This is a genomic window from Janthinobacterium sp. LPB2021202312-11-4, assembly GCF_037049705.1.
In the GTDB taxonomy this organism is placed as follows: domain Bacteria; phylum Pseudomonadota; class Gammaproteobacteria; order Pseudomonadales; family Pseudomonadaceae; genus Aquipseudomonas.
In genome coordinates, this window is the sequence record NZ_JBAGKV010000033.1 from 1 (window position 1) to 24223 (window position 24223).

Here is a 24223-nt window from a genome sequence, read left to right on the forward strand (position 1 = left end):
AAATTTTTAATATTCTTTTATTTATCGCGAAGTGATGGGTTGGTACAAGGTTGATATCAGGATTGGCGATTAGGGGTGGCGTTTTTTCATAGTGGTTATCGCCATTAATAATGAGCGGGCTAAGTATTGTTCAGCACTAACAAGTATGACGGTTGTTATAGCGGTGTTTATTTAATTCATGACGCGAGATAGCGCCCGAACCAAGCCAATGTGCGACTCCAGGCGAGCTCGGCGGCGGCTTTGTCATAGCGCGGTGTGGAATCATTGTGAAAACCATGGTTCACGCCGGGATAAATGTAAGCCTCATAGGTTTTGTTCGCCGCTTTCAGCGCTTGTTCAAACGCCGGCCAACCTTCGTTGATGCGTGTGTCCAGTTCACCGTAGTGCAGCAACAGCGGCGCCTTGATGCGCGGCACATCTTTGGCCTCGGGCTGACGGCCGTAGAAAGACACCGCCGCGCCCAGTTCCGGGTAGGCCACCGCCGCCGCGTTGACCACGCCACCGCCATAGCAGAAGCCGGTGATCCCGACTTTGCCGGTGCCGGCGGCGTGGTTCATCAGCCATTCGATAGCGGCGAAAAAGTCGTTCATGAGTTTTTCCGGGTCGACGCTTTGTTGCAGTTCCCGGCCCTTGTCATCGTTGCCGGGGTAGCCGCCCACGGACGTCAGGCCATCGGGGGCGAGCGCAATGAAGCCGGCCTTGGCCACGCGCCGGGCGACGTCCTCGATGTACGGGTTGAGCCCACGGTTCTCGTGCACGACGACTACCGCCGGCACCTTGCCGCTGGTTTTCGCCGGGCGCACCAGATAGCCGCGCACCTGGCCGTGGCCCTTGGGCGAGGGGTAGGTGATGTACTCGGCGAGGATGTCCGGGTCGGTGAATGCCACTTGCTCGGCCAGGGCGTAGTTCGGACTCAGGGCCGCGAGCAGGGCCGATGCGGTCAAACCGCCCAGGGCGAACAACGCCGCTCGGTCAAGAAACTCGCGTCGGTTGATCTGGCCGTGCACGTAGTAGTCGTAGAGTTCCAGCAGTTCAGGGGCGAAGTCTTTTGCCGTCAAACGCGTCATTGGCGGTTTTCCTTTCGATGCTTGCTAGGCATTCGCCACCCGGGCGGTGCGGATGAACAACGCACGCACTTTGTCCCAGAAGTTGCCACCCAGCACAAAAAAGCTGCCGATCAGCATCAAGTCGCCCAATACCTGGACCTGCCAGAGGTTTGGCCGCAGCCCCGGCCAGAGGCTATCGACGTAGGGTTCGAGAAAGGCCGAGATCAGCGGCAAGCAGAACATCACCAGACCGACGCGATGCCGAACCGGGCCGACCTCGGTTTCCGCGCTGGGCGCCAGTGACGTCACGTAGCCAAACACGCTGCGCTTCAACTGCTGGAACCCGGCCTTGCCCATGACGGCGATGACCAGAATCAACAGGACCTTGTTGCTGATAAACAAGACACCCATCAACGTGGCGACCTTTGAGCCCGGCACGCCAACCGCTGCCGCCAGCGGCACCATCAGCCATGACCCCAGCATGAGGCAGAGAATGACGATGCCCAGTTTGAAGCGCCAGCCAGCAGAGTGGGGTTGGGTGGTCATGACGGTCGTACCTTTTTGATGGATCGTCGCGGTTGGAATAACACCCCAAAAGCGTAGCAGCTGAAGCGCGAGCGTTCGGTTTTTGATTGTCGTCATCCGGCTTTCATCGGGGCGGCTATGCTCCAGTCATCTTCCTCTGCCGGAAAAAAATCCATGGGTTCACGTGCCGCCATGCTGATCCGGTCGGGGCCGCTCTGGCTGCTCCTCGGCCTCGGCGGCTGCATGCGCGTGGGCCCGGATTTTCAGGCGCCGGGGGAGGACTGGGTCAAGCGCTGGAGTACCCCGGCGCTGGAGCACGCCAGCGAGCGCGGCGCTAACCCGGACCTGCGCCAGTGGTGGCAAGTGTTCAACGACCCGGTGCTTGAGCAACTGATCAACGACGCGGATGCGCACAATGCCAGCCTGAAAATCGCCGGTCTGCGGGTGATGGAAGCCCGGGCGCAATTGGGCATTGCCCAGGCCGGGCGTTATCCGCAATTGCAGCAGGCCAATGTCGATCTGCTGTACGCGCAGCGCCGTCAATACAGCGGCAGCAACCGGCAGGACAGCCGTTTCTGGCAATTCAGCGAAGGCTTCGACGTGGGCTGGGAACTGGATTTCTGGGGCCGTTTCAGCCGGGCCATCGAGTCCTCGGATGCCAGCTACTTCGCGGCCCAGGCCAACTACGAAGACGTACTGGTGCTGCTGCGCGCGCAAGTCGCGGACACCTACTTTTCGCTGCGCACCACCGAGGCGCGACTGCGCGTTGCCCGGGACAACACCCGGCAGCAGAAGCGCAGCCTGGACATCACCCGCAAGCTGTTCGACAGCGGCCAGACCGCCGAGCTCGACTGGCAGCAGGCCAAGACCCAATACCTCGGCACCCTGGCCAGCATTCCCAGCCTCGAAGACCAACTGCACCGGACCCGCAATGCCCTGTCGGTGCTGACCGGGCAAGCACCCGGTGAGTTGCCGCAAATGACGGCCAATGAAGCATTGATTCCGTTGATTGACCGTGCGGTGTTGCAAGACGTGCCGGCCAACCTGCTGCTGCGGCGTCCGGATGTGCGTGCCGCCGAGCTGAATGTGGCCGCGCAATCGGCGCTGATTGGCGTGGCCGAAAGCGATTTCTACCCGTCCCTGAGCTTGCTCGGCAGCATCGCCTGGACCGCCAGTTCCGTGGGTAATACGCCCAACAGCCTGGACCTGGTCGGTGGCCCGAGCTTGCGCTGGAACCTGTTCGATCACGGCCGGATCAGCAACAACGTGCGGGTGCAGGATGCGCGTTTGCAACAGTTGATCGAGGCCTACCGCGACACCGTTCGCCAGGCCGCCCGGGAGGCCGACGATGCCGCCAGCGGCTTGAGCCAGTCCCTGGAGCGTGAACGCATCCTGGGTCAGGCCGAAGTGGCGGCCAAGCGCTCGCTGGTGCTGGCCCGCGCTCAATACAGCGAAGGCTTTTCCGACTTTCAGCGGGTGCTGGATGCGCAACGGGCCTTGCTCGAACAACAGGACAATTACCTGGTCAGCCGCGCCAATGCCGTCAGTAATTTGATCGCCCTGTACAAGGCCCTTGGCGGTGGCTGGTACGCCGCCCAGCCCCTGGTCGATCACGCCACTCGCAAGCAAATGGAAAACCGCACTGACTGGGACGGCCTGCTCGACGAGCCTGCCGTGCCGCAGCCAGCCTTTCCCCAGCCCGACAAGGTGAACAAGCATGAGTGAAGCCACGGAGCCTACGGTCCAAACGCCGGAAGCCGAGGCGCCGGTACCGGTCGCCGACCCGGCGAAAAAAGGTATCAAGTGGGTGTTGCTGCTGATCCTCGTCAGCCTCGCCTGGTACGTGCTGGCTGACCGTTTTACGCCTTATACGCAGCAGGCGCGGGTCGGGGCGTTTGTGATTCCGGTGGCGGCGGAAGTGGCGGGGCGGGTGATCCGGGTGAACGTGCGCAACAATCAGGACGTCAAGGCCGGGGACATTCTGTTCGAGGTCGATCCGCAGCCCTACCAGATCGCGGTTGACCGGGCCCGTGCCGACCTTGAAGCGACCCGCCGCCAGATCGGCGCCAGCACCGCCGGCATCGCCTCGGCGCAAGCCTCGTTGCGCGCCGCACAGGCCAACGAACTCCGCGCGCAGCAGGACAATCAACGGCTGGAAGGCTTGTACCGCGCCGACCGTGGCACGGTGTCCGTGCGCCTGCTGGAAGTCTCCCGGGCCAATCTTGAACAGGCCAGCAGCCAGGTCGAGGCGGCCCGAGCCGAAGTGCTGCGGGCACGGGAGCAGGAGGGTGGCAACGAGGCGGAGAACGCCCAACTGCGCAGCGCCGCCACGGCGTTGTCGAAAGCCGAACTGGACTTGGCCAATACCCGCGTCGGCGCGCGTTCGGCCGGACTGATCACCGACCTGCGCACCGACGTCGGTCAGTTCGCCGCCGCCGGCAGCCCGCTGATGACCCTGATCGCCATCCACGACGTGTGGATCAGCGCTGACATGACCGAAAACAACCTGGGCCTGGTCAAACCCGACACCCCGGTGGCGATCGTACTGGACGCGCTGCCGGGCGAGGTGTTCGAGGGACGGGTGCGCAGCGTCGGCTATGGCGTCAGCGTCGGTCAGACCACCGCGCCCGGCACCTTGCCGAGCATCCAGAACAGCCGCGACTGGCTGCGTCCGGCCCAGCGTTTTCCGGTGGTGATCGAGTTCGATGAGGACGCCATCAACGCCCTGCGCGACAGTCGCGCCATCCGCGCGGGCGGGCAGGCCGAGGTCATGGCGTTCCCGGCATCAGGCAATCCGCTTAACCCGCTCGGTCGGCTGTTTCTGAGTTTCATGAGCTGGTTGTCGTATGCCTACTAAGCGAACACCCAGGGACCAGCGTTCCTTGCGCCTGGCGACGGGCACGGCGCTGTGCCTGGCCGCCAGTTTCGGCCTGGCGTTGCCGATTCCGTTTCTCGCGCCGGTGCTGGCGCTGCTGTTTCTCGCCACTCTCAACCAACCGTTGCCGTTCAAGGCTGGCATTGCGCTGGCGCTGGTGGCGATGCTGACCACCGGCATCGGCCTGCTGTTGATTCCGCTGCTGCGTTATTACCCGTTGAGTGGCTTGCTGTTGATTGGCGTCGGTCTGTTCGTGGTGTTTCGCTTTGGCCTGCGCGGCGGCAACACGTTGATCGTCACGTTTCTGGTGATCGGCCTGACCATGATTTCAGCGGCCGGCACCGCCAGTTTCGAACTGGCGCTGATGGTTATCGGCGCGTTGGTCAAAGGCTTGCTGCTGGCAGTGATTGTGGTGACGGTCAGTCATGGGCTGTTTCCCGAACCGGCCTTCGCGCCGCCAGCCGCCGCGCCGACACTGCCCGTCGAGGAGGTTGATCGGGTCGCGCTGCGGGCGACTTTGATCGTGCTGCCGGCGTTTCTGCTGGCGCTGATCGATCCGGCCAGTTATCTGCCGATCATCCTTAAAGCGGTCAGCCTCGGTCAGCAGAGCTGCGCGACGACGGCGCGTAATGCCGGTCGCGAGTTGCTGGGCTCGACGCTGCTTGGCGGCGTGCTGGCGATCCTGTTTTGGTGCGCCCTCAGCCTGTTTGTGCATGTGTGGATGTTCTTCCTGTGGATGCTACTGTTCGGCCTGGTGCTGGCGCGCAAGCTCTATGCCCTGAGTCCGACCCGGTTCAGCCCGGGGTTCTGGCTCAACACGCTGATCACGCTGATTATCCTGCTGGGTCAGTCGGTGCAGGACAGCGCTGCCGGCAAGGATGTCTACACCGCATTTGCCGTGCGCATGGCGCTGTTTATCGGGGTTACGCTGTATGCCTGCCTGATGGTTCATCTGCTGGAGCAACGCCGGGTCAATCCAGCCTGAACCTGGGCTGAACGGCTGTGCAATGGAAGCACTTGGGGTGAGGGCGCCGATTACACTTCGGCCTCTGTCCAACCCCTGAAGTCAAAGCCATGTCTGAAGCGTTCGAAGTCCCCAGCCCCCACGAACATCATGTCGAACACGTCACCCATCACGCCCATGCCCACGGCGATAATTTCGCCAGCAAAATCGCTGTGATGACGGCCATCATGGCGACCCTGGGCGCCTTGCTCAGCTATCAGGCGGGCTCCACGGAGAGCGAAGCGGCGATGGACAAGAACAACGCCGCCATCGAGAAAACCGAAGCGTCCAACCAGTGGAATTACTACCAGGCCAAATCCAGCCGCCAAAATCTGGCGGAACTGGCGACCCACATCCCCGGCGTCGATGCCGCGCACTACGTGGCCGAAGCCGAGCGCTACAAAAAAGAAAAGGAAGTGGTGCGCAAGAAAGCCGAAACCCTGGAGGAAGAGGTTCGGGTGTGGGATGAAAAATCAGAACAGGCCCTGCATCAGCATCACCGCTGGGCCCAGGCGATGACGGCGATTCAGATCGCCATTTCCCTGGCGGCAATCACCTTGCTGACCCGCAAGCAATGGCTGAAAAAAATGGCCTATACAGCAGCCGGCGCCAGTGTGGTGTTGGGTACATTGGCGTGGCTGCATTTTTAAACATCAGTACCCCCGCGTCTGTCGCAGCTCTTCGATGGTCTCGATCAGCTCGTCATACGACACGGGTTTGCCCAGATGCCGGTCGAAGCCGGATTTGCGGGATTGCTCGATGTCGCTTTCCGCGCCGTAGCCGGTCAAGGCAATCGCCGGGACTTGCTGGATATGCGGCAACGCCCGCAAGGCGCGCATCAATTCATGGCCGTTCATGCCCGGCATCCCGACATCGGACACCACCACGTCGTAGCGGCCGGTCTGGGCAGCTTCCAGCGCCCGGCGCGGCTCACTGAAGTCGATAACGTGGGCGTCTTCCATTTCCAGCAGCATCTTCAGGGTGTCGAGAACGTCCCGGGAATCATCCACCAGCAACACGGTGAGGCCCGCCAGGCGCCCGGATTGTTCGCCGGTCTGCGTTGAAGGCGCCACTTCATCATGGGGGTGGCTCAAGGGCAGGCGCACGGTAAACGTGCAGCCCTGACCCAGGCCGGCAGAGCTGACGTCGACACTGCCGCCATGGGCTTCGGTCAACTGCCGCACCAGCGACAGGCCGATACCCAGGCCATCGCGTTGATGGGTCGCGTGTTGATTGGCCGCCTGACCGAACAGGTCGAACACTTCATGCAGGCTCTCGGCGCTCAGGCCGAGGCCGCTGTCATGCACATCGAGCCGGGCCATGCCGGCCTCGCGGGTGGCGATCAACTGAATCTGGCCACCCGCGGGGGTGAACTTCAGGGCGTTGTTCACCAGGTTCCAGATGACTTGCTCGACGCGAGTCGGGTCGGCATCGATCACCAAGGTTTCGTTCATTTGCAGCGTCACGTCGACGCCCGGGTGGGCATTGGCGACCACGTCATGCACGTCTTGCAGCATCCGGTTCAAGTCCACGGTGCTGCGCTTGAGCCGTAGCTTGCCGGTGCGCACGCGCGCGACGTCGAGCAAATCATCAATGATCCGCGCCTGGCTGCTGACCGCGTCGCAAATGGTTTTGACGGCTTTTTCCGCCGGGTCCGTGGATTTGATCACCGGCAGGCGCCGCAGCAATTCGGCGTTGAGCTGGATCAGGTTCAGCGGGTGCTTGAGCTCGTGGGACATCACCGCAAAGAACTCGTCCTTCAAATGGCTGCTGCTCTGGGTTTCGACCAGTTGCTGATTTTGCTCTTCGTGCAGGCGTTTGTGGCCCGTCAGGTCCCGGGCAATTTTTACGTAGCCCTTGAGGTTGTCGCCCTGTAGCAAGGTCACTTCGCCGCTGCAAAAGAAGCGGCTGCCGTCCTTGCGCAAGTGCCAGCGTTCGTCTTCGTTGCGCCCGTGGGTTCTCACTGCCAACAGTTCGGTTTCCGGAACGCCGGCGGCGCGGTCTTCGGGGGAAAACAGGAAGTCGTAATAAGCGCCTTCAGCCTCGGACTTGCTGTAGCCGAAGATCAATTCGGCGCCTTTGTTCCAGGTGGTGATGATGCCTTGTTCATCGAGGGTGACGATCGCGTAGTCGCGAGTACTTTCGGCGACCAGGCGCATGCGTTCTTCACCCATGCGCAGCTCCTCTTCGGCGGCGCGGCGTTTGGTGATGTCGATGAAGGTCAGCACGGTGCCGTCGATGTGATTTTCGCTGGAGCGATAAGGCAAGATCCGCGCAATGTACCAACGATTATCGGTGCTGCTGACTTCACGCTCGATCATGCTCAAGGAGCCGAACACCAGCGCCGCATCGGCCGCCAGGTCTTCATAGTCCAGGCGATGGGTGATGTCGAGCAACGAGCGCCCGGTGTCCACCGGCAGCATGTTGAAAATCTCGGTGGCTCGGGGCGTGAACCATTTGATGCGCAAGTTACTGTCGATAAACACCGTGGCAATGTCGGTGGAAGCGATCAAATTGGTCAGATAGTCGTTGATCTTGTCGGTTTCTTCGACTTTGGTTTTGAGCTCGAAGTTGACCGTCAGCAACTCTTCATTGATCGACTGCAATTCTTCCTTGCTGGTCTCCAGCTCTTCGGTGGCCGAGCGCAGTTCTTCGTTGATCGCCTGCATTTCTTCGTTGGAAGCCTTGAGCTCTTCGCTGGAGACTTCCGAGTGTTCGATGGTGTCTTGCAACTGCAATTTGGTGCGCTGCAATTCACGCTCAAGGTTGGATAACACCTGGTTTTCCGATGGCTGCGTGGCGCCGGTGCTGACGTCGGAAGCGTCGACTTCGAGTTCTTCGAAAATCACCAGCACGAACTCGCTGTCCGAATCTTCGTCGCGGTAAGGGTGCGCCACCAGATCGACCTTGTAACTGCGATCCTCGCGTTTGAGCATCACCGCACGGGACTTGACCACCTGGCTGCTTTGTTGCGCCTGAAACAATGTGGTGCGCACTTCCAGGCGCAACTCCGGCAGGATCAGCGTCAGCAAGTTGCGCGACAGCTCGCCGCCGACATGCCGCAGGTAACGGCCCGCGCTTTCGCTCATGTGCAGGATGTCGGCATTGGTATCGACGATCATGCTAGGCGGAGCGGAGTGTTCCAGGGCCCGTTGGTGGATGTCGGCAAACGACAGTTTGCGTGGCGTGCTGCTGGGTGGCGCTTGACGGGAAATATCGGTTCGCACATAGCCTCCACGTGGCATGGTCGGGGCGCGTCGGCTATTGGCGGTGCCAGTCTTGGCTCGGAAAATCCGGTTGCGTTTGTCGACCGGGGCAAACAGGTCGTGGCAGGCATCGGCGCTTTCGGAGGTGCCCAGAAACAGGAAACCGCCGGGGCGCAGGGCGAAGTGGAACATTTGCAGGATTTCGCGCTGGACTTCGCGGTCCAGGTAAATCAGCAGGTTGCGACAGACGATCAGGTCCATGTGCGAAAACGGCGGGTCGACCAACAGGCTGTGCTTGGCAAACAAGACCTTCTCGCGCAGCTCTTTGCGAATCCGGTATTGCTGGTCTTCCTTGGTGAAGTAATGCCGCAGGCGGGTCGGCGGCACGTCGGTGATGATCGCTTGCGGGTACAGCCCGCTGCGACCGACGCTGATGGCGCGCTCGTCGATGTCGGTGGCGAACAACTGCAACGAGGCCTGGCTTGATTCCAGTTGCATCTGGTCGTTGACCAGCATCGCCAGGCTATAGACTTCCTCGCCCGTGGAGCAGCCGGCGGACCAGACGCGGATCTCTTCTTTTTCCGGGTGCGCCGAGACGGCGGCGCTGACCAGTTGCGGCACCACATCCCGCTCCAGCGCTTCGAAGGCCTCGCGGTCGCGGAAGAAATTGGTCACGCCGATCAGCATGTCGGCCAACAGTGCCTTGGTTTCTTCGGGGCTTTTGAGCAGGTACTGGTAGTAGGCACCGAGGTCGGGTTGCGCGGTGACTTGCATCCGCCGCTCGATGCGGCGCAACACGGTGGCGCGTTTGTAATGCTTGAAATCGTGGCCGGTGCCGGCGCGCAACTGGATCAGCACGTCACGCAGCAATTGTTCGGCGTTCGCGGCTTCGCGTTCGCTGGTCGAAGCAAAGCTTTGCAGGTCTTGATCGTTGGCCGTGGGCAGGGTGATGGCTTTGGCGTTGCGCCACAGCTCCAACAATTTCTGCGGCATCTCGACGACGGGCAACACCAGATCGACCATGTGGGTCTCAATGGCTGCACGGGGCATGCCGTCGAACTCGGCGTCTTCCGGCGACTGCGCCAGGGTCACGCCGCCCTGTTCCTTGATGCGTGACAGTCCGACCGCGCCATCCGAACCAGTGCCGGACAGTACCAGGCAAAACGCTCGCTCACGATGCACATCCGCCAGGTCGCGGAAGAACAGATCGATCGCCGAGGTGCGGCCCTGGCGCGGATCGATCGGGCTGACCTCCAGGTTGCCGTCATTCATCGTCAGTCGATGGGCCGGTGAAATGACGTAAACGTGATTGCGCTCGATGGGCACCGTTTCGGTGACCTGTCGGACCGGCATCTTGGTCGATTCCTGGATGATCTTGTCGGCAATGCTTTCGTGATCCGGCGACAGGTGCAGGATGATCACGAACGCCATGCCGTTGTCCTGGGGCATGTTTTCAAAAAACAGCTTGATCGCTTGCAGCCCACCAGCGGACGCACCAATGCCGACAACACCAAAATCGAGTGGGTGAAGTGGGGGTTGCGGTGATTCGGCAACAGTGGAGGACGGGTCGGATGAAGTGGTCATGCTGTGCCTTAAAAGGCGACGTCCTGACGCCGCGATAAAAGAATGAGGCTTGCACCTGCCTTGGAAATGATCGGCAGGGTGATTTAGTTACTGCAGTCGCAATCGGTTACCTGCATTCCATCAACGCAAATTAACTGGCGGGGAAATTTAGCATTCTATTCGCAGAACGGTGGACGTTTCTTCGGCGGGACTGAGTTGGCGTCATCATTGCGCCAAGGGGCACGGGTTCAGTCTTTTCAGCTTAGTCGATTATCAAGGGATAAGCTGAGAGGGCGGAAGGTTCCCTGTCACCGGGTAAATAGCGCACGACAAAGCCTCTCGCCCCGAAACCGCATCTGCTGGATATGCAAGACGCGTTTGATTGGGGGATCGAACAGGTGAGAGGTATCGGCAATAGTCAGAGGACGCTGTAGGGGCGGCGTTTACGACGGAAATGGTTCTACGAAATGGTCTGTAAGTGGCTCTAGCAGTGGAGCCATTCAAACCATAGGATTCTTGCGTACCCTGATCGGCTGGCCAGTTGTCAGATTCCGTTTAAACCTATCAAGAGCGTTTTCCTTAACCGAAAACGAATAAACATGATGTTAAGAACAAGGTATCCGGCTGCCTGGGAATTGGCGGCTGTCGTGATGTCGGCCGCATTGTTATCCGGTTGTGAACCGCCCACCCGAGCGGACTTTATCAAGTACCCGTCGCTGCGGCAGAAGTGGTCAATGACCTGTGACGCTCGCAGCAATGCGGCTGAAATCAACGTGCAAGGCTGCGAAAACTTGCGCCAGTGGCAAAGTGCGAATCTTCAACCCGGTTTGATGAATCAGAACCTGGGCAAGTAACGCCGAGTTAAAACGTGAACGGACGTGATGGCCTCTGGGACATTTCCGCGTCCAGCAAATGCTCGACCAACACATCATTCAAGAACCGGAACTGATCATTGAGCCCGACCACTTCGTTATTGAAGTGGTTGGCCGCTGCCGGTATCAGCAAGGGTTCGAAATTTTTGTCGAACACCAGTGCGAGTTCTTTGCGCGGCGCGATCTGTTGCGAATAGTAGTTGTTGCCGAACACCGGGAAGCTCACGGCCAACGTGACGATCGGGATCATGATGGCTGCTCCTCGGTGTTGACGATGTCCAGGAAGAAACGCGAAAACAAGGTCAGCGTGACGGATGTCAGGGCCAGGCAGGTCAGGAGATGGATCAACATGATGTGCCCCTCCGATGCGGGGGTTGCGTTGGGAATGGGCTGATCCTGCGCCGGGCGGTTTTGTTGCGGAAGGCATTCGTGACGATGGTGAATATCGACAGGAATGATGCTGTAGATCGGCGCTGCATTTACAGGCCTCTTCGCGAGCAAGCCCACGCCCACAGTTGAAGCGCATTCCCCTGTGGGAGCGGGCTTGCTCGCGAAGGCGCCCTCAAGGGCACCACCACCCTCCAGACGAACGGCCAAAACCCGCGACCTATACTCAACTCAATAGCTTTATGAGCATCGGGCATTTCGCTCGATAATGACTGTAGGACACCGCGATCTTGAACCTGCGTTCGCTGATCGTTGTTGTGTTAGTCGTATTGGCCGGATGCGCCACGACCGCGCGTGCCCCGGTGGTGGCGCCCGTGGTGGTGATTTCGCCGGGTACCTGGCAGCAGGTGGATCGGGAGATCGTCGCCGCGTCGCAATCGGCCACCGAACAGACAAAAATCTATTCGCGCGGGGCCATGGATTACTGGCGCACGCGGGTCTATCAACTGACTGAAGAAAACTTCATTCCCTGGTTCAGCAGTTACTGGACCCAGGAGTGGCTGTCGATGAAGGTCAGTTGGTACACCATGAGCGCGGGCGGCGAGCAGGATGCCTCGGCCAAGCGCTTGGCCGCGTACCTGCTGGAGCAGTATCAGGAGCGGGTGTTGGCGCCGGTCGCAGTGGAGATCGATCCCGATGCGATTCTCGGCCTGGCCACGGCGTTCTACGTGGACATCCTTCAGGAAGAGTTGCAGAAAATTTCCCAGCGTCACGGCGTACCGATGGCGCAGCTCAACGGGCGTCTGCAAAAGATTCCGGCAATTGCCCTCGGCCCGCCACCGGCTCGGGACGCTTCGCTGTATCAGGTGGTGCACGCCGAGCCGCTGAACACCTTGCCGGCCTACGCAGCGCTGATCGACAAGATCCATAAGGCCGGCGGCAGCAAGGGCGTTGATTCGACCGAAACCGCCATGGCGCCGGTGGCCAAGCGTGCCAGCGAACGGATGGAGGCCGAGATGCCCACCCGTGGCGCCGCCAGTGCCGTGGCTGCGGCGGCGGGCAAACTGGCTGGAGGTTTGATTACCGTAGGCGTGGCGGGGATTCGCGCGATGATTCAGGCCCACGACCGGCCGGACAGCGAAGCGTTGATCCGCAGCAGCCTGGGCAACACCTTCGACAAAGCCTGGACGAAACTGGTGCAGAACCCGACCAGCGGGGTGATGGCCGGAACGCTGTACATGGCCGGGCAGATCGAGGGCAGCCTGGGCGGCGGCGCTGCGCCGTCGGTCGGTTCAGGGCAGGGCACTGTCGAATGGAGCCCGAGCGCAGCGACTACTCAACAGATCGACCCCTGACCAATATCAGCAAGGATGAACATCGTCCCTGTGGCGAGGGGGCTGCCCCCTCACCACAAGTTCACGGTTTCCACATATTGGTCCCCAACCCAGCAGGAGAACGACCATGTCCTACGTCGATGGCTTAATCGCCGCTGTCCCCACCGCCAACCGCGAAAAATTCAAGAAACACGCCGAGACCGCCGCCGTCATCTTCAAAGAGGCTGGCGCCTTGAGCATCACCGAATGCTGGGGCGATGACGTGCCTGACGGCAAAGTGACCTCGTTTCCAATGGCAGTGAAACTCAAGGAAGACGAAACCGTGATTTTTTCCTGGATCGTCTGGCCCGACAAAGCCACCCGCGATGCCGGGATGCAGAAAGTCATGGGCGACCCGCGCATGCAGCAGGACGTCAATCCAATGCCGTTCGATGGCCAGCGCATGGTGTTTGGCGGGTTCAACATTATCGTGCAAGCGTAAACAGTCACCCCAGGATCACTCCGGCGACGGGGTGATCCTGCAACTCTTGCGGTTACGGATTTCGCTGTCCGTCGGTCGCTCCCGGACAAACTCGAAACGCGGCTCACCTTCGCTGTAGTGAACCAGCCAGCCCCATTCCAGCTCGGACTCATCCTGGCCGGGTTGTGGCGGCATTGCCCACCATGGCTCTTTGCTGATGACCTCTCGCATGACGCCCTCCGGTTGATTCGAACCCCTTCAACTATAGGCCACAAAAAAAGGCGCCCGAGGGCGCCTGAAATTCACCTTAACCGAGGAGCCAGGTGAGGCCGTTCGCAGGAGGTGCAGCGGTGGTAAAGCGCTGCATGAACGGAAGACGGAAAAAAGCTGTACCCATACCCGTAGGAGCTGCCGAAGGCTGCGATCTTTTGATCTTCAGGCTCTTCAGTACGTCGAAAACAAGATCAAAAGATCGCAGCCTTCGGCAGCTCCTACAGAGGCAGTCCGGCGTGGGTTATTTGCCGAGTTTTACCCGGGTCCAGCCTCGGGTCATTACGCGTTGAATGCCAATCGGCATGTCCGGAATCGCATACAAGGTCGCCATCACTTCTTGCGGCGGGTACGAGCCCGGGTCGTCGCGGATCGCTTCGTCCACCAACGGCGTCGCCGCCGCGTTGGCGTTGCTGTAGCCGATGTTATTGGTGATCTCGGCGATGATGTCCGGGCGCATCAGGAAGTTCATGAACAGGTAGGCGTTGTCGACGTTCGCCGCGTCCCGTGGGATGGCGACCATGTCGTAGAAGCTGCCGGCGCCTTCCTTCGGAATGCTGTAGTCGATTTTCACGGTGTCGCCGGCCTCTTTGGCGCGAGCCTTGGCCTGCAACACATCGCCGGAGTAACCGACGGCCACGCAGATGTTGCCGTTGGCCAGGTCGGAGATGTACTTCGAAGAATGGAAGTAAGCCACCGACGGCCGGATCTTCATGAACAGTGCTTCCGCTTCGGCAATTTGCGCCTTGTCCTGGGAATTCACCGGGTAGCCCAGATAGTGCAGGGCGGCCGGGAGCATTTCGGTGGGCGAGTCGAGGAAACTGATGCCGCAGGCTTTGAGTTTTTCCGCATTTTGCGGTTTGAACAGCAGGTCCCAGGAATTGGTCGGCGCATTGGCCCCGAGTACTTCCTTGACCTTGGCCGGGTTGAAGCCGATGCCGATCGAGCCCCACATGTACGGGAAGGCGTGAGCGTTGTCCGGGTCGCTGGCCGAGGCGTTTTTCAGCAGCACCGGGTTAAGGTTTTTCCAGTTCGGCAGCTTGGATTTGTCCAGGGTCTGATAGACGCCGGCCTTGATCTGCTTGGCCAGAAAACTGTTGGACGGCACCACAATGTCGTAGCCGGATTTGCCGGCCAGCAAGCGGGCCTCAAGGGTTTCGTTACTGTCGAACACATCGTAAGTCACGCGGATGCCGGTCTCGTCTTCGAACTTTTTGACGGTGTCCGGGGCGATGTAATCGGACCAGTTGTAGACGCGCAGAACCTTGTCGTCGGCCTGGGCAACCGTAGCCATGGCGCCCAGTAAGGACAGTGTCAGCAGAGTCCTGCCAAACATTTTCATCGGTACAACTCCATTTCTTTTTATTCAGGTACGCAAAGCAAAATTGCAATGAACATAAAATCTGTAGCGAGGAAGCGGGCTTATCACCCTGTAGGAGCTGCCGAGTGAAACGAGGCTGCGATCTTTTGATTTTTAGCAGCAAGATCAAAAGATCGCAGCCTGCGGCAGCTCCTACATTAGGCGGTGGCTCCAGCCAGTCGCTTTTCAGGTTGCTGCCAGGATTCGTTGGCGGTCTGGTCCATGGCTTCCTGGATCGCACGTTTGCGGGTGGCTTCGGCGCGGCGGCTGAAGTACCAGACCATGAACGTCACGATCGATACAGCGAGCAGAATCAGGCTGGCGACCGCATTGATCTCAGGTTTCACACCCAGACGCACCGCCGAGAACACTTCCATCGGCAACGTGGTGGAGCCTGGCCCGGACACGAAGCTCGCCAACACCAAATCATCCAGCGACAAGGCAAACGACATCATGCCGCCGGCCGCCAACGATGGCGCGATCATCGGGATGGTGATCAGGAAGAACACCTTCAATGGCCGCGCTCCCAGGTCCATGGCCGCTTCTTCGATGGACAGGTCCAGCTCACGCAAACGCGCCGAAACCACCACCGCCACGTACGCCGCACAGAACGTGGTGTGGGCAATCCAGATCGTCACCAACCCGCGTTCTTTCGGCCAGCCGAGCAACTGCGCCATCGCCACGAACAGCAGCAACAACGACAGACCGGTGATCACTTCCGGCATCACCAACGGCGCCGTCACCAGACCGCCGAACAGCGTGCGGCCCTTGAAACGGGTCACGCGGGTCAGCACGAACGCCGCCAAAGTCCCCAGCGCCACGGCGGCAATCGCGGTGTAGCAGGCGATTTCCAGCGAGCGCACCACCGAGCCCATCAGTTGGGTGTTGTCGAGCAAGCCGACGTACCACTTCACCGACCAGCCGCCCCACACCGTCACCAGTTTCGAGGCGTTGAACGAGTAGATCACCAGAATCAGCATCGGCAGGTAGATAAACGACAGGCCGAAAATCAGCATGAACTTTGAAAATCCGAAGCGTTTCATCCCCGTGCCTCCATCTCTTTGGCCTGGCTGCGGTTGAACAGCAGAATCGGCACAATCAGGATCAACAGCATCACCACCGCCAGGGCGGACGCCACCGGCCAGTCGCGGTTATTGAAGAACTCTTGCCACAGCACGCGACCGATCATCAGCGTCTCCGGGCCACCCAGCAGTTCCGGGATCACAAACTCGCCGACCACCGGAATGAACACCAGCATGCAACCGGCGATGATGCCGTTCTTGGCCAGCGGCACGGTGATTTTCCAGAAGTTGTTGAAGTTGCTCGAACCCAGGTCCGACGCGGCTTCCAGCAGGCTGCCATCGTGTTTCACCAGGTTGGCGTACAGCGGCAGGATCATGAACGGCAGGTACGCGTAGACCACGCCGATGTACACGGCGGTGTTGGTGTTGAGGATCTCGATCGGCGCCGAGGTCAGACCGGTCCACATCAAGAATGCGTTGAGCAAACCGTTGTTGCTGAGGATGCCCATCCACGCGTAAACGCGGATCAGGATCGCGGTCCAGGTCGGCATCATGATCAACAGCATCAGGACGTTTTGCGCTTCCTTGCTCGCCTTGGTGATGGCGTAGGCCATCGGGAAACCGATCACCAGGCACGCCAGGGTGCTGAACAACGCGACCTTCAACGAACCCAGATACGCCGAGATGTACAACTCATCCTGGGTCAGCAGCGCGTAGTTGCCCAGGTTCAGCAGCACTTGCAGCTTCTGGTCAACGAAGTTGTAGATTTCGGTGTACGGCGGAATCGCCAGGGCCGCTTCCGAGAAGCTGATTTTCATCACCAGGAAGAACGGCAGCATGAAGAACAGGAACAGCCAGATGAACGGAATGCCGATCACCATCTTGCGCCCGCTGGGGACCAACCTCAGGAATTGCTGATTGAAGGTTTTCATGAGCGCAGTACCACGCCGCTGTCGTCTTCCCACCACACGTAAACCTGGTCGTCCCAGGTCGGACGTGCGCCCCGGCGTTCGGCGTTGGCCATGAACGACTGCACGATTTTGCCGCCAGGCAACTCGACGTAGAACACCGAGTGGCCGCCGAGGTAAGCGATGTCATGCACCTTGCCTTGGGACCAGTTGTAGCGCTGCTCGGGCTTGAGGGTGCTGACTAGCATTTTTTCCGGGCGGATGGCGTAGGTGATCGTCTTGTCTTGCACCGAAGTGCTGACGCCGTGGCCGACGTAGATCTTCTGTTCCAGGTCCGGGCTGTGGATGATCGCGTGACCTTCCTGATCGTCGACCACGGTGCCGTCGAAGGCGTTCACGTTGCCGATGAATTCGCAGACCATGCGGCTGACCGGCGCTTCGTAGATGTCCACCGGGCTGCCAATTTGGGCGATCCAGCCCAGGTGCATGATCGCGATGCGTTCAGCCATGGTCATGGCTTCTTCCTGGTCGTGGGTCACCATCACGCAGGTCACGCCGACCCGCTCGATGATCTGCACCAGTTCCAGTTGCATCTGCGAACGCAGCTTCTTGTCCAGGGCGCCCATGGGTTCGTCGAGCAGCAACAGCTTCGGACGTTTGGCCAGGGAGCGGGCGAGGGCGACGCGCTGACGCTGGCCGCCGGACAACTGATGGGGTTTGCGTTTGGCGTATTGGGTCATGTGCACCAGGCGCAGCATCTCTTCGACGCGGGCGTCGATTTCGCTGGCGGACAAGCGATCCTGCTTGAGGCCGAAGGCGATGTTCTGCGCCACGGTCATGTGCGGGAATAGCGCGTAGGACTGGAACATCATGTTGATCGGCCGCTCGTAGGGCGGCATGTCGGTGATGTCGACACCATCGAGCAGGATTCGCCCTTCGGTCGGCCGCTCGAAACCGGCGAGCATGCGCAGCAGGGTCGATTTGCCCGAACCGGAACCACCGAGCAGGGCGAAGATTTCGCCTTGGTGGATTTCCAGGGACACATCGTCCACCGCGGTGGTTTCGTCGAACTTCTTGGTGACCCGGTCGATTTTCACCAACACCTTTTTCGGTGCCTGGTGACCTTCAAGAGCCTTCCTGTAAGTGCTGGAGGCATTTGCCATGTGAAACTCCCAACAGGTTTCAGTCGTCGGGCCAACGCGGCCTGACTTAATAGTTGATTGCAAGCCCTGGCGGTGCGGTGCCAATCAATTCAAACGCGGCCCCTGTAGGAGCTGCCGAAGGCTGCGATCTTTTGACGTTGCTCTTCAAGATCAAAAGATCGCAGCCTTCGGCAGCTCCTACAGGGGGTCACGCATGACTCACTGGCCCCTACCGCTCGGGCTTATTCGGCGCCGCCGTCCTGGCTGCCTGGTCGTGCTTGTTGTTATCGCAGTGTGTTGTTGTCGTGAGGAACGGGCGCACAAACGCGCGCCCGCCGCTCCCACGGGGGCAGTAAATGGATCAAATGTGTTTTACGTCAGCGCAAATTACGCCGCGCCGCGCGCTTGCGGCACGCATCGCCAAACGCCTGGAAAATACTCAAATAAGGAGGGTTGCTCAGCACCTGCCATTCCGGGTGCCATTGCACGCCGACGGCGAAGGTCGGGCTGTGGTCCACCGAGATCGCTTCGATCAAACCGTCCGGCGCGAGCGCTTCGGCGCGCAGGCCGGGGGCGAGTCGGTCGATGCCCTGGCTGTGAATCGAGTTCACCTGGAACACCTTCGGCAGCTCCATGGCTTCGAACACGCCACCCGGCTGCACCGTCACCGCATGGGCCGGGGCGTATTGCACCGCCAGCTCCGGGCTGTCCGCTTCACGGTGATCAAGCATGCCGGGCAATTCGTGGACCTTCTGATGCAGGCTGCCGCCGAACGCCACGTTCATTTCCTGGAAGCCACGGCAGATGCCCAGCACCGGCACACCGGCCGCGATGGCTGCACGCAATAAAGGAAGGGTCGTGGCGTCCCGCGCCGGATCGTGATCCGTGCCGGGGGCGCTGGCGGGGCCTTGATAGTGGAAGGGTTCCACATTCGATGGCGAGCCGGTCAGCAACAGACCGTCGAGCTGTGCGAGCAGGTCCTCGATTTCGGTCAGTTCGCCCAGGGAGGGAATGACCACGGGCAGCCCCAGCGCCGCGACGCTGACAGCACGCAAGTACTTGTCGCCGCTGACGTGGTAGGGGTGCAGGCCAATCTGTTTGATGCACGCTGTAACGCCGATCAATGGCTTGAATGCCATTTTTATCACCTCGAAGTTTCACACTTGAACGAGCTTTTCCGGAGCTTAGCCTTGTTGATTTTAATTAACAACTCTCATGTAAAAAATTCTAAACGCCGGTCGTCCGATCCTGAGGATTTACGCGGTGTGCGGGACCTATCTAGCACTCTCGTCCCCATAAAAGGCCCGAAAATAAAGGTTGAAAGGCCAGCTGTGCGCTATTGACTTCACTTTGCCTTTCGGATTGACTGGGCTCGTGAACGTGAAGTGAACATAATAATTAACAGCTAATAGGTGCATCATGTCGGTCCCTCTGCGTGCCGTTCAACTCAACGAAGCAAACGCATTCCTTAAGAAATATCCTGAGGTTTTGTACGTCGACCTTCTGATTGCGGATATGAACGGTGTGGTGCGCGGCAAGCGCATCGAACGCACCAGTCTTCATAAGGTTTACGAAAAAGGCATCAACCTCCCGGCCTCGCTGTTTGCTCTGGACATCAACGGTTCTACGGTGGAAAGCACCGGCCTGGGTCTGGACATCGGCGACTCGGATCGAATCTGCTTCCCCATCCCCAATACCCTCAGCATCGAGCCCTGGCAGAAGCGCCCGACCGCGCAACTGTTAATGACCATGCACGAACTCGAAGGCCAGCCGTTCTTTGCCGACCCTCGCGAAGTGCTGCGTCAGGTCGTGAGCAAGTTCGACGACATGGGCCTCACCATTTGTGCGGCGTTTGAGCTTGAGTTCTACCTGATCGACCAGGACAACGTGAACGGTCGTCCGCAATCGCCACGTTCGCCGGTGTCCGGCAAGCGTCCGATGTCGACTCAGGTGTATCTGATCGACGACCTCGACGAATACGTCGATTGCCTGCAAGACATCCTCGAAGGCGCGAAAGAGCAGGGCATCCCGGCTGACGCCATCGTCAAGGAAAGCGCCCCGGCGCAGTTCGAAGTCAACCTGCATCACGTCAACGACCCGATCAAGGCCTGCGACTACGCGGTGTTGCTCAAGCGTCTGGTGAAGAATATCGCCTACGACCACGAGATGGACACCACCTTCATGGCCAAGCCGTATCCGGGCCAGGCGGGCAATGGTCTGCACGTGCACATTTCGATTCTCGACAAAGAAGGCAACAACATCTTTGCCAGTGAGGACCCCGAGCAGAACGCCGCGCTGCGTCACGCGATCGGCGGTGTGCTCGAGACCCTGCCGGCGCAGATGGCCTTCCTGTGCCCGAACGTCAACTCGTACCGTCGTTTCGGCGCGCAGTTTTATGTGCCGAACTCGCCAAGCTGGGGCATCGACAACCGTACCGTTGCGGTGCGTGTGCCAACCGGTTCCGCGGACTCGGTGCGTATCGAACACCGTGTCGCGGGCGCCGATGCCAACCCGTACCTGCTGATGGCGTCGGTTCTGGCCGGTATTCACCACGGTCTGACCAACGAAATCGAACCGGGCCCGCCGGTCGAAGGCAACAGCTACGAGCAGAACGAGCAAAGCCTGCCGAACAACCTTCGCGATGCATTGCGCGAGCTGGACGACAGCGAAGTCATGGCCAAATACATCGACCCGCTGTACATCGACGTGTTTGTGGCGTGCAAGGAAAGCGAGTTGGCCGAGTTCGAAAACTCCATCTCGGACCTTGAGTACAACTGGTATCTGCACACGGTCTAACCGCCAGTGAAAAACCCCGTAGGAGCTGCCGAAGGCTGCGATCTTTTGATCTTGCTTTTTAAGATCAAGATCAAAAGATCGCAGCCTTCGGCAGCTCCTACGGTGGATTTGTGTCGTTCACGAACCTTACGGACAACACCGATCAACTGTGGGAGCGGGCTTGCTCGCGAAGACGGCAGCACAGTCAACATAGATGTCGCCTGACACACCGCTTTCGCGAGCAAGCCCACTCCCACAGGGATCGCATTTCAAGTTTTTAACTGACTATCACTTATTCCCCTGCGTCGAGTCACAACAATGACAAACACTCGCAGCGACTGGGAGCAACGCTTCCAGTCCTTATCCATTGAAGGCCGGGCCTTTATCGATGGCCAATACCGCGCGGCATTGAGCGGTGACACCTTCGAATGCATCAGCCCGGTCGACGGCCGTTTCCTGGCCAACGTCGCCAGCACCGACGAAGCCGACGCCAACGCGGCCGTTGCCGTCGCACGCCAGACGTTTGAGTCCGGCATCTGGGCGAAAAAAGCTCCCGCCGAGCGCAAAAGAATCCTGATCCGCTTCGCCGATCTGATCCTGGCCAACCAGGAAGAACTGGCCCTGCTCGAAACCCTCGACATGGGCAAGCCGATCAGCGATTCCATGAGCATCGACATCCCGGCGACCGCCAACGCGATCCGCTGGAGCGCCGAGGCCATCGACAAGATCTACGACGAAGTCGCCGCCACGCCCCACGATCAACTCGGCCTTATCACCCGTGAACCTACCGGTGTTGTTGCGGCCATCGTGCCGTGGAACTTCCCGTTGATCATGGCCAGCTGGAAGTTCGCCCCGGCCCTGGCCGCCGGCAACTCGTTCATCCTCAAACCTTCGGAAAAGTCGCCGCTGACCGCGATCCGCATCGCGCAATTGGCGCTGGATGCGGGCGTCCCGAAAGGCGTGTTCAACGTCCTGCCGGGCTATGGCCACACCGTCGGCAAGGCCCTGGCGTTGCACATGGACGTCGACGTGTTGGCCTTCACCGGTTCCACCGCGATTGCCAAGCAACTGCTGATCTACGCCGGGCAAAGCAACATGAAACGCGTTTGGCTCGAAGCCGGGGGGAAGAGTCCAAACGTGGTGTTCGCCGACGCGCCGGATTTGCGCGCGGCAGCACAAGCAGCGGCGGGGGCGATAGCCTTTAACCAGGGCGAAGTCTGCACCGCCGGTTCGCGTCTGCTGGTGGAGCGCTCGATTCGCGAGCAGTTCATTCCGCTGCTGGTGGAAGCGCTGCAAGCCTGGAAACCGGGGCATGCCCTCGATCCGCAAACCACCGTCGGCGCCGTCGTCGATCAGCGTCAATTGGACAATGTGTTGCGCTACATCCAGGTCGGCAAGGACCAGGGCGCGCAACTGATTGCCGGCGGTAGCCGCACCCTCGAAAGCACCGGTGGCCTGTACGTGGAACCGGCTATTTTCGATGGCGTGACCAACGCCATGACCATCGCCCGGGAAGAGATTTTCGGCCCGGTACTGTCGCTGATCACTTTCGACACCGAGGAAGAAGCCTTGGCGATTGCCAACGACAGCATCTTCGGTCTGGCGGCGGGCGTCTGGACCAGCAACCTGAGCAAGGCCCACACCTTTGCTCGCGGCTTGCGCGCCGGCAGCGTCTGGGTCAACCAGTACGACGGCGGCGACATGACCGCGCCGTTCGGCGGGTTCAAGCAGTCGGGTAACGGTCGGGACAAATCGCTGCACGCGTTCGACAAATACACCGAACTCAAAGCGACCTGGATCAAGCTCTAACACCTTTACAGCGGCGGTCGCAGGCCAGCCTGCGGCCATCGGAGAAACCTATGAAACCCACAACACATGTAAACAGCTACTACGCCGCCACCCGCAACTTCACCGGCGAATTCCCGGTGCTTGAAGAGCTGGTGGAATGCGACGTCTGCGTGATCGGCGCCGGCTACACCGGCCTGTCCTCGGCCCTGTTCCTCGCCGAAGCGGGCTACAGCGTGACCGTGCTTGAAGCCGCCAAAGTCGGGTTCGGCGCCAGCGGTCGCAACGGCGGCCAACTGGTCAACTCCTACAGCCGCGACGTCGATGTGATCGAAGAACGCTATGGCGACAAGACCGCTGAAATCCTCGGCAGCATGATCTTCGAAGGCGCCGACATCATTCGTCAGCGTATCCAGCACTACGACATCCAGTGCGACTACAAGCCCGGCGGCATCTTCGCTGCGCTGAACAAAAAGCAGCTCAAAGGCCTGGCCGAGCAGAAGAGCAGTTGGGAGCGTTACGGCAACAAAAACCTGACCCTGCTCGGCGCGGCTGATATCAAGCGCGAAGTCGGCTGCGACAACTACGTCGGCGGCCTGCTCGATATGCAGGGCGGCCACATCCACCCGCTGAACCTGGCCCTGGGCGAAGCCTCGGCCATCATCGGTCTGGGCGGCAAAATCTACGAACAATCGGCGGCGGTGGAAATCACCTACGGCGAATCGATCACCGTGCGCACCGCCAAAGGCGTGGTCCGCGCCAAGTACCTGCTGATCGCTGGCAACGCCTACCTGCCACAAGACCTCGACAACCGCGTGACGCGCAAAAGCATGCCCTGCGGCTCGCAAATCGTCGTCACCGAACCGTTGTCCGAGAAGGTTGCGCGCAGCCTGATCAAAAATAACTACTGCGTCGAAGACTGCAACTACCTGCTCGACTACTACCGCCTCACCGCCGACAACCGCTTGCTCTACGGCGGCGGCGTGGTCTACGGCGCCCGTGAACCGGACGACATCGAGCAACTGATCAAACCGAAAATCCTCAAGACCTTCCCGCAGTTGAAGGACGTGAAAATCGACTACCGCTGGACCGGCAACTTCCTGCTGACCATGTCACGCATGCCGCAATTCGGCCGCATCGAGAAAAACGCCTACTACATGCAAGGCTACAGTGGCCACGGCGTCACCTGCTCACACCTGGCCGGCAAACTGATCTCGGAAATGATCCGCGGCGACGCCGAACGCTTCGACGCCTTCGCCTCCCTGCCGCACATGCCGATGCTCGGCGGCCGCACCTTCCAGGCCCCGCTCACCGCCATGGGCGCCGCGTACTACGCGCTGCGCGACCGGTTCGGTATCTAGTTAGTCCCCGTAGGAGCGATGCTTGCTCGCGAAGGCGGCATATCCGTCACCAAAGATATGGCTGACCCACCGCATTCGCGAGCAAGCCCGCTCCCACAAGAGATCCGCGCCGAGCACAAAAAGTGTGCCCCGCCAGGCCCAAACCTGTAGGAGCAAAGCTTGCTCGCGATGAGGCCCTGCCAGTCACCCTCAACCCTGACTGCCCCCCCCAAATCACCAGCACCAACCTTTTTACCCCACCACCCATCTAACCTGCTGAGCAACACGAACAAACGTGATTTAATACCCGCCTTTCATGTTTCTGGGACAGGGAAGCGGTGTTCCTCGCG

Annotated in this window: 20 protein-coding genes; 9 read left to right on the forward strand and 11 right to left on the reverse strand. The window is 60.1% G+C overall.

Annotated elements, in window-relative coordinates:
* Positions 1-176: 176 nt before the first annotated feature.
* Positions 177-1067: a YghX family hydrolase gene (gene yghX, locus V5E99_RS26085; RefSeq protein ID WP_499805156.1), complete on the reverse strand. Its 891-nt coding sequence runs from the start codon at positions 1065-1067 to the stop codon at positions 177-179.
* Positions 1068-1091: 24 nt separating this feature from the next.
* A complete protein-coding gene (locus V5E99_RS26090; RefSeq protein ID WP_499805157.1) occupies positions 1092-1592 on the reverse strand; it encodes a transporter suffix domain-containing protein in 501 nt (166 codons plus the stop codon).
* A gap of 153 nt (positions 1593-1745) precedes the next feature.
* Between V5E99_RS26090 and V5E99_RS26095 the strand changes: the two genes are divergently transcribed.
* The 4 genes from V5E99_RS26095 (at position 1746) to V5E99_RS26110 (ending at position 6099) form a co-directional block, all read left to right on the forward strand.
* Positions 1746-3296, forward strand: coding sequence for an efflux transporter outer membrane subunit (locus V5E99_RS26095; RefSeq protein WP_499805159.1), 1551 nt, complete (start codon positions 1746-1748; stop codon positions 3294-3296).
* Positions 3289-4428: an HlyD family secretion protein gene (locus V5E99_RS26100; protein WP_499805161.1), complete on the forward strand. Its 1140-nt coding sequence runs from the start codon at positions 3289-3291 to the stop codon at positions 4426-4428. The genes V5E99_RS26095 and V5E99_RS26100 overlap by 8 nt, the downstream gene beginning before the upstream one ends.
* Positions 4418-5431 (forward strand): DUF2955 domain-containing protein, encoded by a 1014-nt coding sequence (locus V5E99_RS26105; protein WP_499805162.1) that lies wholly within the window; start codon positions 4418-4420, stop codon positions 5429-5431. The genes V5E99_RS26100 and V5E99_RS26105 overlap by 11 nt, the downstream gene beginning before the upstream one ends.
* Before the next feature lie 89 nt (positions 5432-5520).
* Entirely contained in the window at positions 5521-6099 is a 579-nt protein-coding gene (locus tag V5E99_RS26110) for a DUF4337 domain-containing protein (RefSeq protein ID WP_499805163.1), read from the forward strand.
* Positions 6100-6102: 3 nt separating this feature from the next.
* Here the strand turns inward: V5E99_RS26110 and V5E99_RS26115 are convergent, their stop codons facing one another.
* From V5E99_RS26115 to V5E99_RS26125, 3 genes are all read right to left on the reverse strand, one after another.
* Positions 6103-10239, reverse strand: a complete 4137-nt coding sequence (locus V5E99_RS26115; protein WP_499805164.1) for a CheR family methyltransferase — start codon at positions 10237-10239, stop codon at positions 6103-6105.
* A gap of 840 nt (positions 10240-11079) precedes the next feature.
* Positions 11080-11340, reverse strand: a complete 261-nt coding sequence (locus V5E99_RS26120) for a hypothetical protein (RefSeq protein ID WP_499805165.1) — start codon at positions 11338-11340, stop codon at positions 11080-11082.
* A complete protein-coding gene (locus V5E99_RS26125) occupies positions 11337-11687 on the reverse strand; it encodes a hypothetical protein (protein ID WP_499805166.1) in 351 nt (116 codons plus the stop codon). The genes V5E99_RS26120 and V5E99_RS26125 overlap by 4 nt, the downstream gene beginning before the upstream one ends.
* 80 nt (positions 11688-11767) lie before the next feature.
* Here V5E99_RS26125 and V5E99_RS26130 point away from each other — a divergent pair, with 80 nt between their 5' ends.
* Positions 11768-12832, forward strand: a complete 1065-nt coding sequence (locus tag V5E99_RS26130) for a hypothetical protein (RefSeq protein ID WP_499805167.1) — start codon at positions 11768-11770, stop codon at positions 12830-12832.
* Between the two features lie 106 nt (positions 12833-12938).
* Positions 12939-13292 carry a DUF1428 domain-containing protein gene (locus tag V5E99_RS26135; protein WP_499805169.1) on the forward strand — a complete coding sequence of 118 codons (354 nt, stop codon included), beginning with the start codon at positions 12939-12941 and terminating at the stop codon, positions 13290-13292.
* A gap of 15 nt (positions 13293-13307) precedes the next feature.
* Here V5E99_RS26135 and V5E99_RS26140 read toward each other — a convergent pair whose 3' ends face one another.
* The 6 genes from V5E99_RS26140 to V5E99_RS26165 form a co-directional block, all read right to left on the reverse strand.
* The gene (locus V5E99_RS26140) at positions 13308-13502 is read right to left on the reverse strand and encodes a hypothetical protein (protein WP_499805170.1); all 195 of its coding nucleotides are present in this window, start codon (positions 13500-13502) and stop codon (positions 13308-13310) included.
* A gap of 283 nt (positions 13503-13785) precedes the next feature.
* The gene (locus tag V5E99_RS26145; RefSeq protein ID WP_499805172.1) at positions 13786-14883 is read right to left on the reverse strand and encodes a polyamine ABC transporter substrate-binding protein; all 1098 of its coding nucleotides are present in this window, start codon (positions 14881-14883) and stop codon (positions 13786-13788) included.
* Between the two features lie 176 nt (positions 14884-15059).
* The gene (locus V5E99_RS26150) at positions 15060-15944 is read right to left on the reverse strand and encodes an ABC transporter permease subunit (protein ID WP_499805173.1); all 885 of its coding nucleotides are present in this window, start codon (positions 15942-15944) and stop codon (positions 15060-15062) included.
* Positions 15941-16855, reverse strand: a complete 915-nt coding sequence (locus V5E99_RS26155; protein WP_499805174.1) for an ABC transporter permease subunit — start codon at positions 16853-16855, stop codon at positions 15941-15943. Before V5E99_RS26155 ends, V5E99_RS26150 begins: the two co-directional genes overlap by 4 nt.
* On the reverse strand, positions 16852-17994 hold the full coding sequence (locus V5E99_RS26160) for an ABC transporter ATP-binding protein (RefSeq protein WP_499805176.1): 1143 nt from the start codon (positions 17992-17994) through the stop codon (positions 16852-16854). Before V5E99_RS26160 ends, V5E99_RS26155 begins: the two co-directional genes overlap by 4 nt.
* 356 nt (positions 17995-18350) lie before the next feature.
* Positions 18351-19112: a gamma-glutamyl-gamma-aminobutyrate hydrolase family protein gene (locus V5E99_RS26165; RefSeq protein WP_499805177.1), complete on the reverse strand. Its 762-nt coding sequence runs from the start codon at positions 19110-19112 to the stop codon at positions 18351-18353.
* A 280-nt stretch (positions 19113-19392) separates the two neighbouring features.
* Here V5E99_RS26165 and V5E99_RS26170 point away from each other — a divergent pair, with 280 nt between their 5' ends.
* From V5E99_RS26170 to V5E99_RS26180, 3 genes are all read left to right on the forward strand, one after another.
* Positions 19393-20769 (forward strand): glutamine synthetase family protein, encoded by a 1377-nt coding sequence (locus tag V5E99_RS26170; protein WP_499805178.1) that lies wholly within the window; start codon positions 19393-19395, stop codon positions 20767-20769.
* 297 nt (positions 20770-21066) lie between these two features.
* The gene (locus tag V5E99_RS26175) at positions 21067-22557 is read left to right on the forward strand and encodes an aldehyde dehydrogenase (RefSeq protein ID WP_499805180.1); all 1491 of its coding nucleotides are present in this window, start codon (positions 21067-21069) and stop codon (positions 22555-22557) included.
* A 50-nt stretch (positions 22558-22607) separates the two neighbouring features.
* A complete protein-coding gene (locus V5E99_RS26180; RefSeq protein ID WP_499805181.1) occupies positions 22608-23894 on the forward strand; it encodes an NAD(P)/FAD-dependent oxidoreductase in 1287 nt (428 codons plus the stop codon).
* Positions 23895-24223: the final 329 nt, after the last annotated feature.

Coding starts and splice junctions, on each gene's coding strand:
- V5E99_RS26165 (WP_499805177.1), bottom strand. CDS start 19,112: ATGGCATTCAAGCCATTGATCGGCGTTACAGCGTGCATCAAACAGATT.
- V5E99_RS26110 (WP_499805163.1), top strand. CDS start 5,521: ATGTCTGAAGCGTTCGAAGTCCCCAGCCCCCACGAACATCATGTCGAA.
- V5E99_RS26100 (WP_499805161.1), top strand. CDS start 3,289: ATGAGTGAAGCCACGGAGCCTACGGTCCAAACGCCGGAAGCCGAGGCG.
- V5E99_RS26150 (WP_499805173.1), bottom strand. CDS start 15,944: ATGAAACGCTTCGGATTTTCAAAGTTCATGCTGATTTTCGGCCTGTCG.
- V5E99_RS26175 (WP_499805180.1), top strand. CDS start 21,067: ATGACAAACACTCGCAGCGACTGGGAGCAACGCTTCCAGTCCTTATCC.
- V5E99_RS26180 (WP_499805181.1), top strand. CDS start 22,608: ATGAAACCCACAACACATGTAAACAGCTACTACGCCGCCACCCGCAAC.
- V5E99_RS26145 (WP_499805172.1), bottom strand. CDS start 14,883: ATGAAAATGTTTGGCAGGACTCTGCTGACACTGTCCTTACTGGGCGCC.
- V5E99_RS26115 (WP_499805164.1), bottom strand. CDS start 10,239: ATGACCACTTCATCCGACCCGTCCTCCACTGTTGCCGAATCACCGCAA.
- V5E99_RS26105 (WP_499805162.1), top strand. CDS start 4,418: ATGCCTACTAAGCGAACACCCAGGGACCAGCGTTCCTTGCGCCTGGCG.
- V5E99_RS26140 (WP_499805170.1), bottom strand. CDS start 13,502: ATGCGAGAGGTCATCAGCAAAGAGCCATGGTGGGCAATGCCGCCACAA.
- V5E99_RS26155 (WP_499805174.1), bottom strand. CDS start 16,855: ATGAAAACCTTCAATCAGCAATTCCTGAGGTTGGTCCCCAGCGGGCGC.
- V5E99_RS26160 (WP_499805176.1), bottom strand. CDS start 17,994: ATGGCAAATGCCTCCAGCACTTACAGGAAGGCTCTTGAAGGTCACCAG.
- V5E99_RS26095 (WP_499805159.1), top strand. CDS start 1,746: ATGGGTTCACGTGCCGCCATGCTGATCCGGTCGGGGCCGCTCTGGCTG.
- V5E99_RS26120 (WP_499805165.1), bottom strand. CDS start 11,340: ATGATCCCGATCGTCACGTTGGCCGTGAGCTTCCCGGTGTTCGGCAAC.
- yghX (WP_499805156.1), bottom strand. CDS start 1,067: ATGACGCGTTTGACGGCAAAAGACTTCGCCCCTGAACTGCTGGAACTC.
- V5E99_RS26090 (WP_499805157.1), bottom strand. CDS start 1,592: ATGACCACCCAACCCCACTCTGCTGGCTGGCGCTTCAAACTGGGCATC.
- V5E99_RS26170 (WP_499805178.1), top strand. CDS start 19,393: ATGTCGGTCCCTCTGCGTGCCGTTCAACTCAACGAAGCAAACGCATTC.
- V5E99_RS26135 (WP_499805169.1), top strand. CDS start 12,939: ATGTCCTACGTCGATGGCTTAATCGCCGCTGTCCCCACCGCCAACCGC.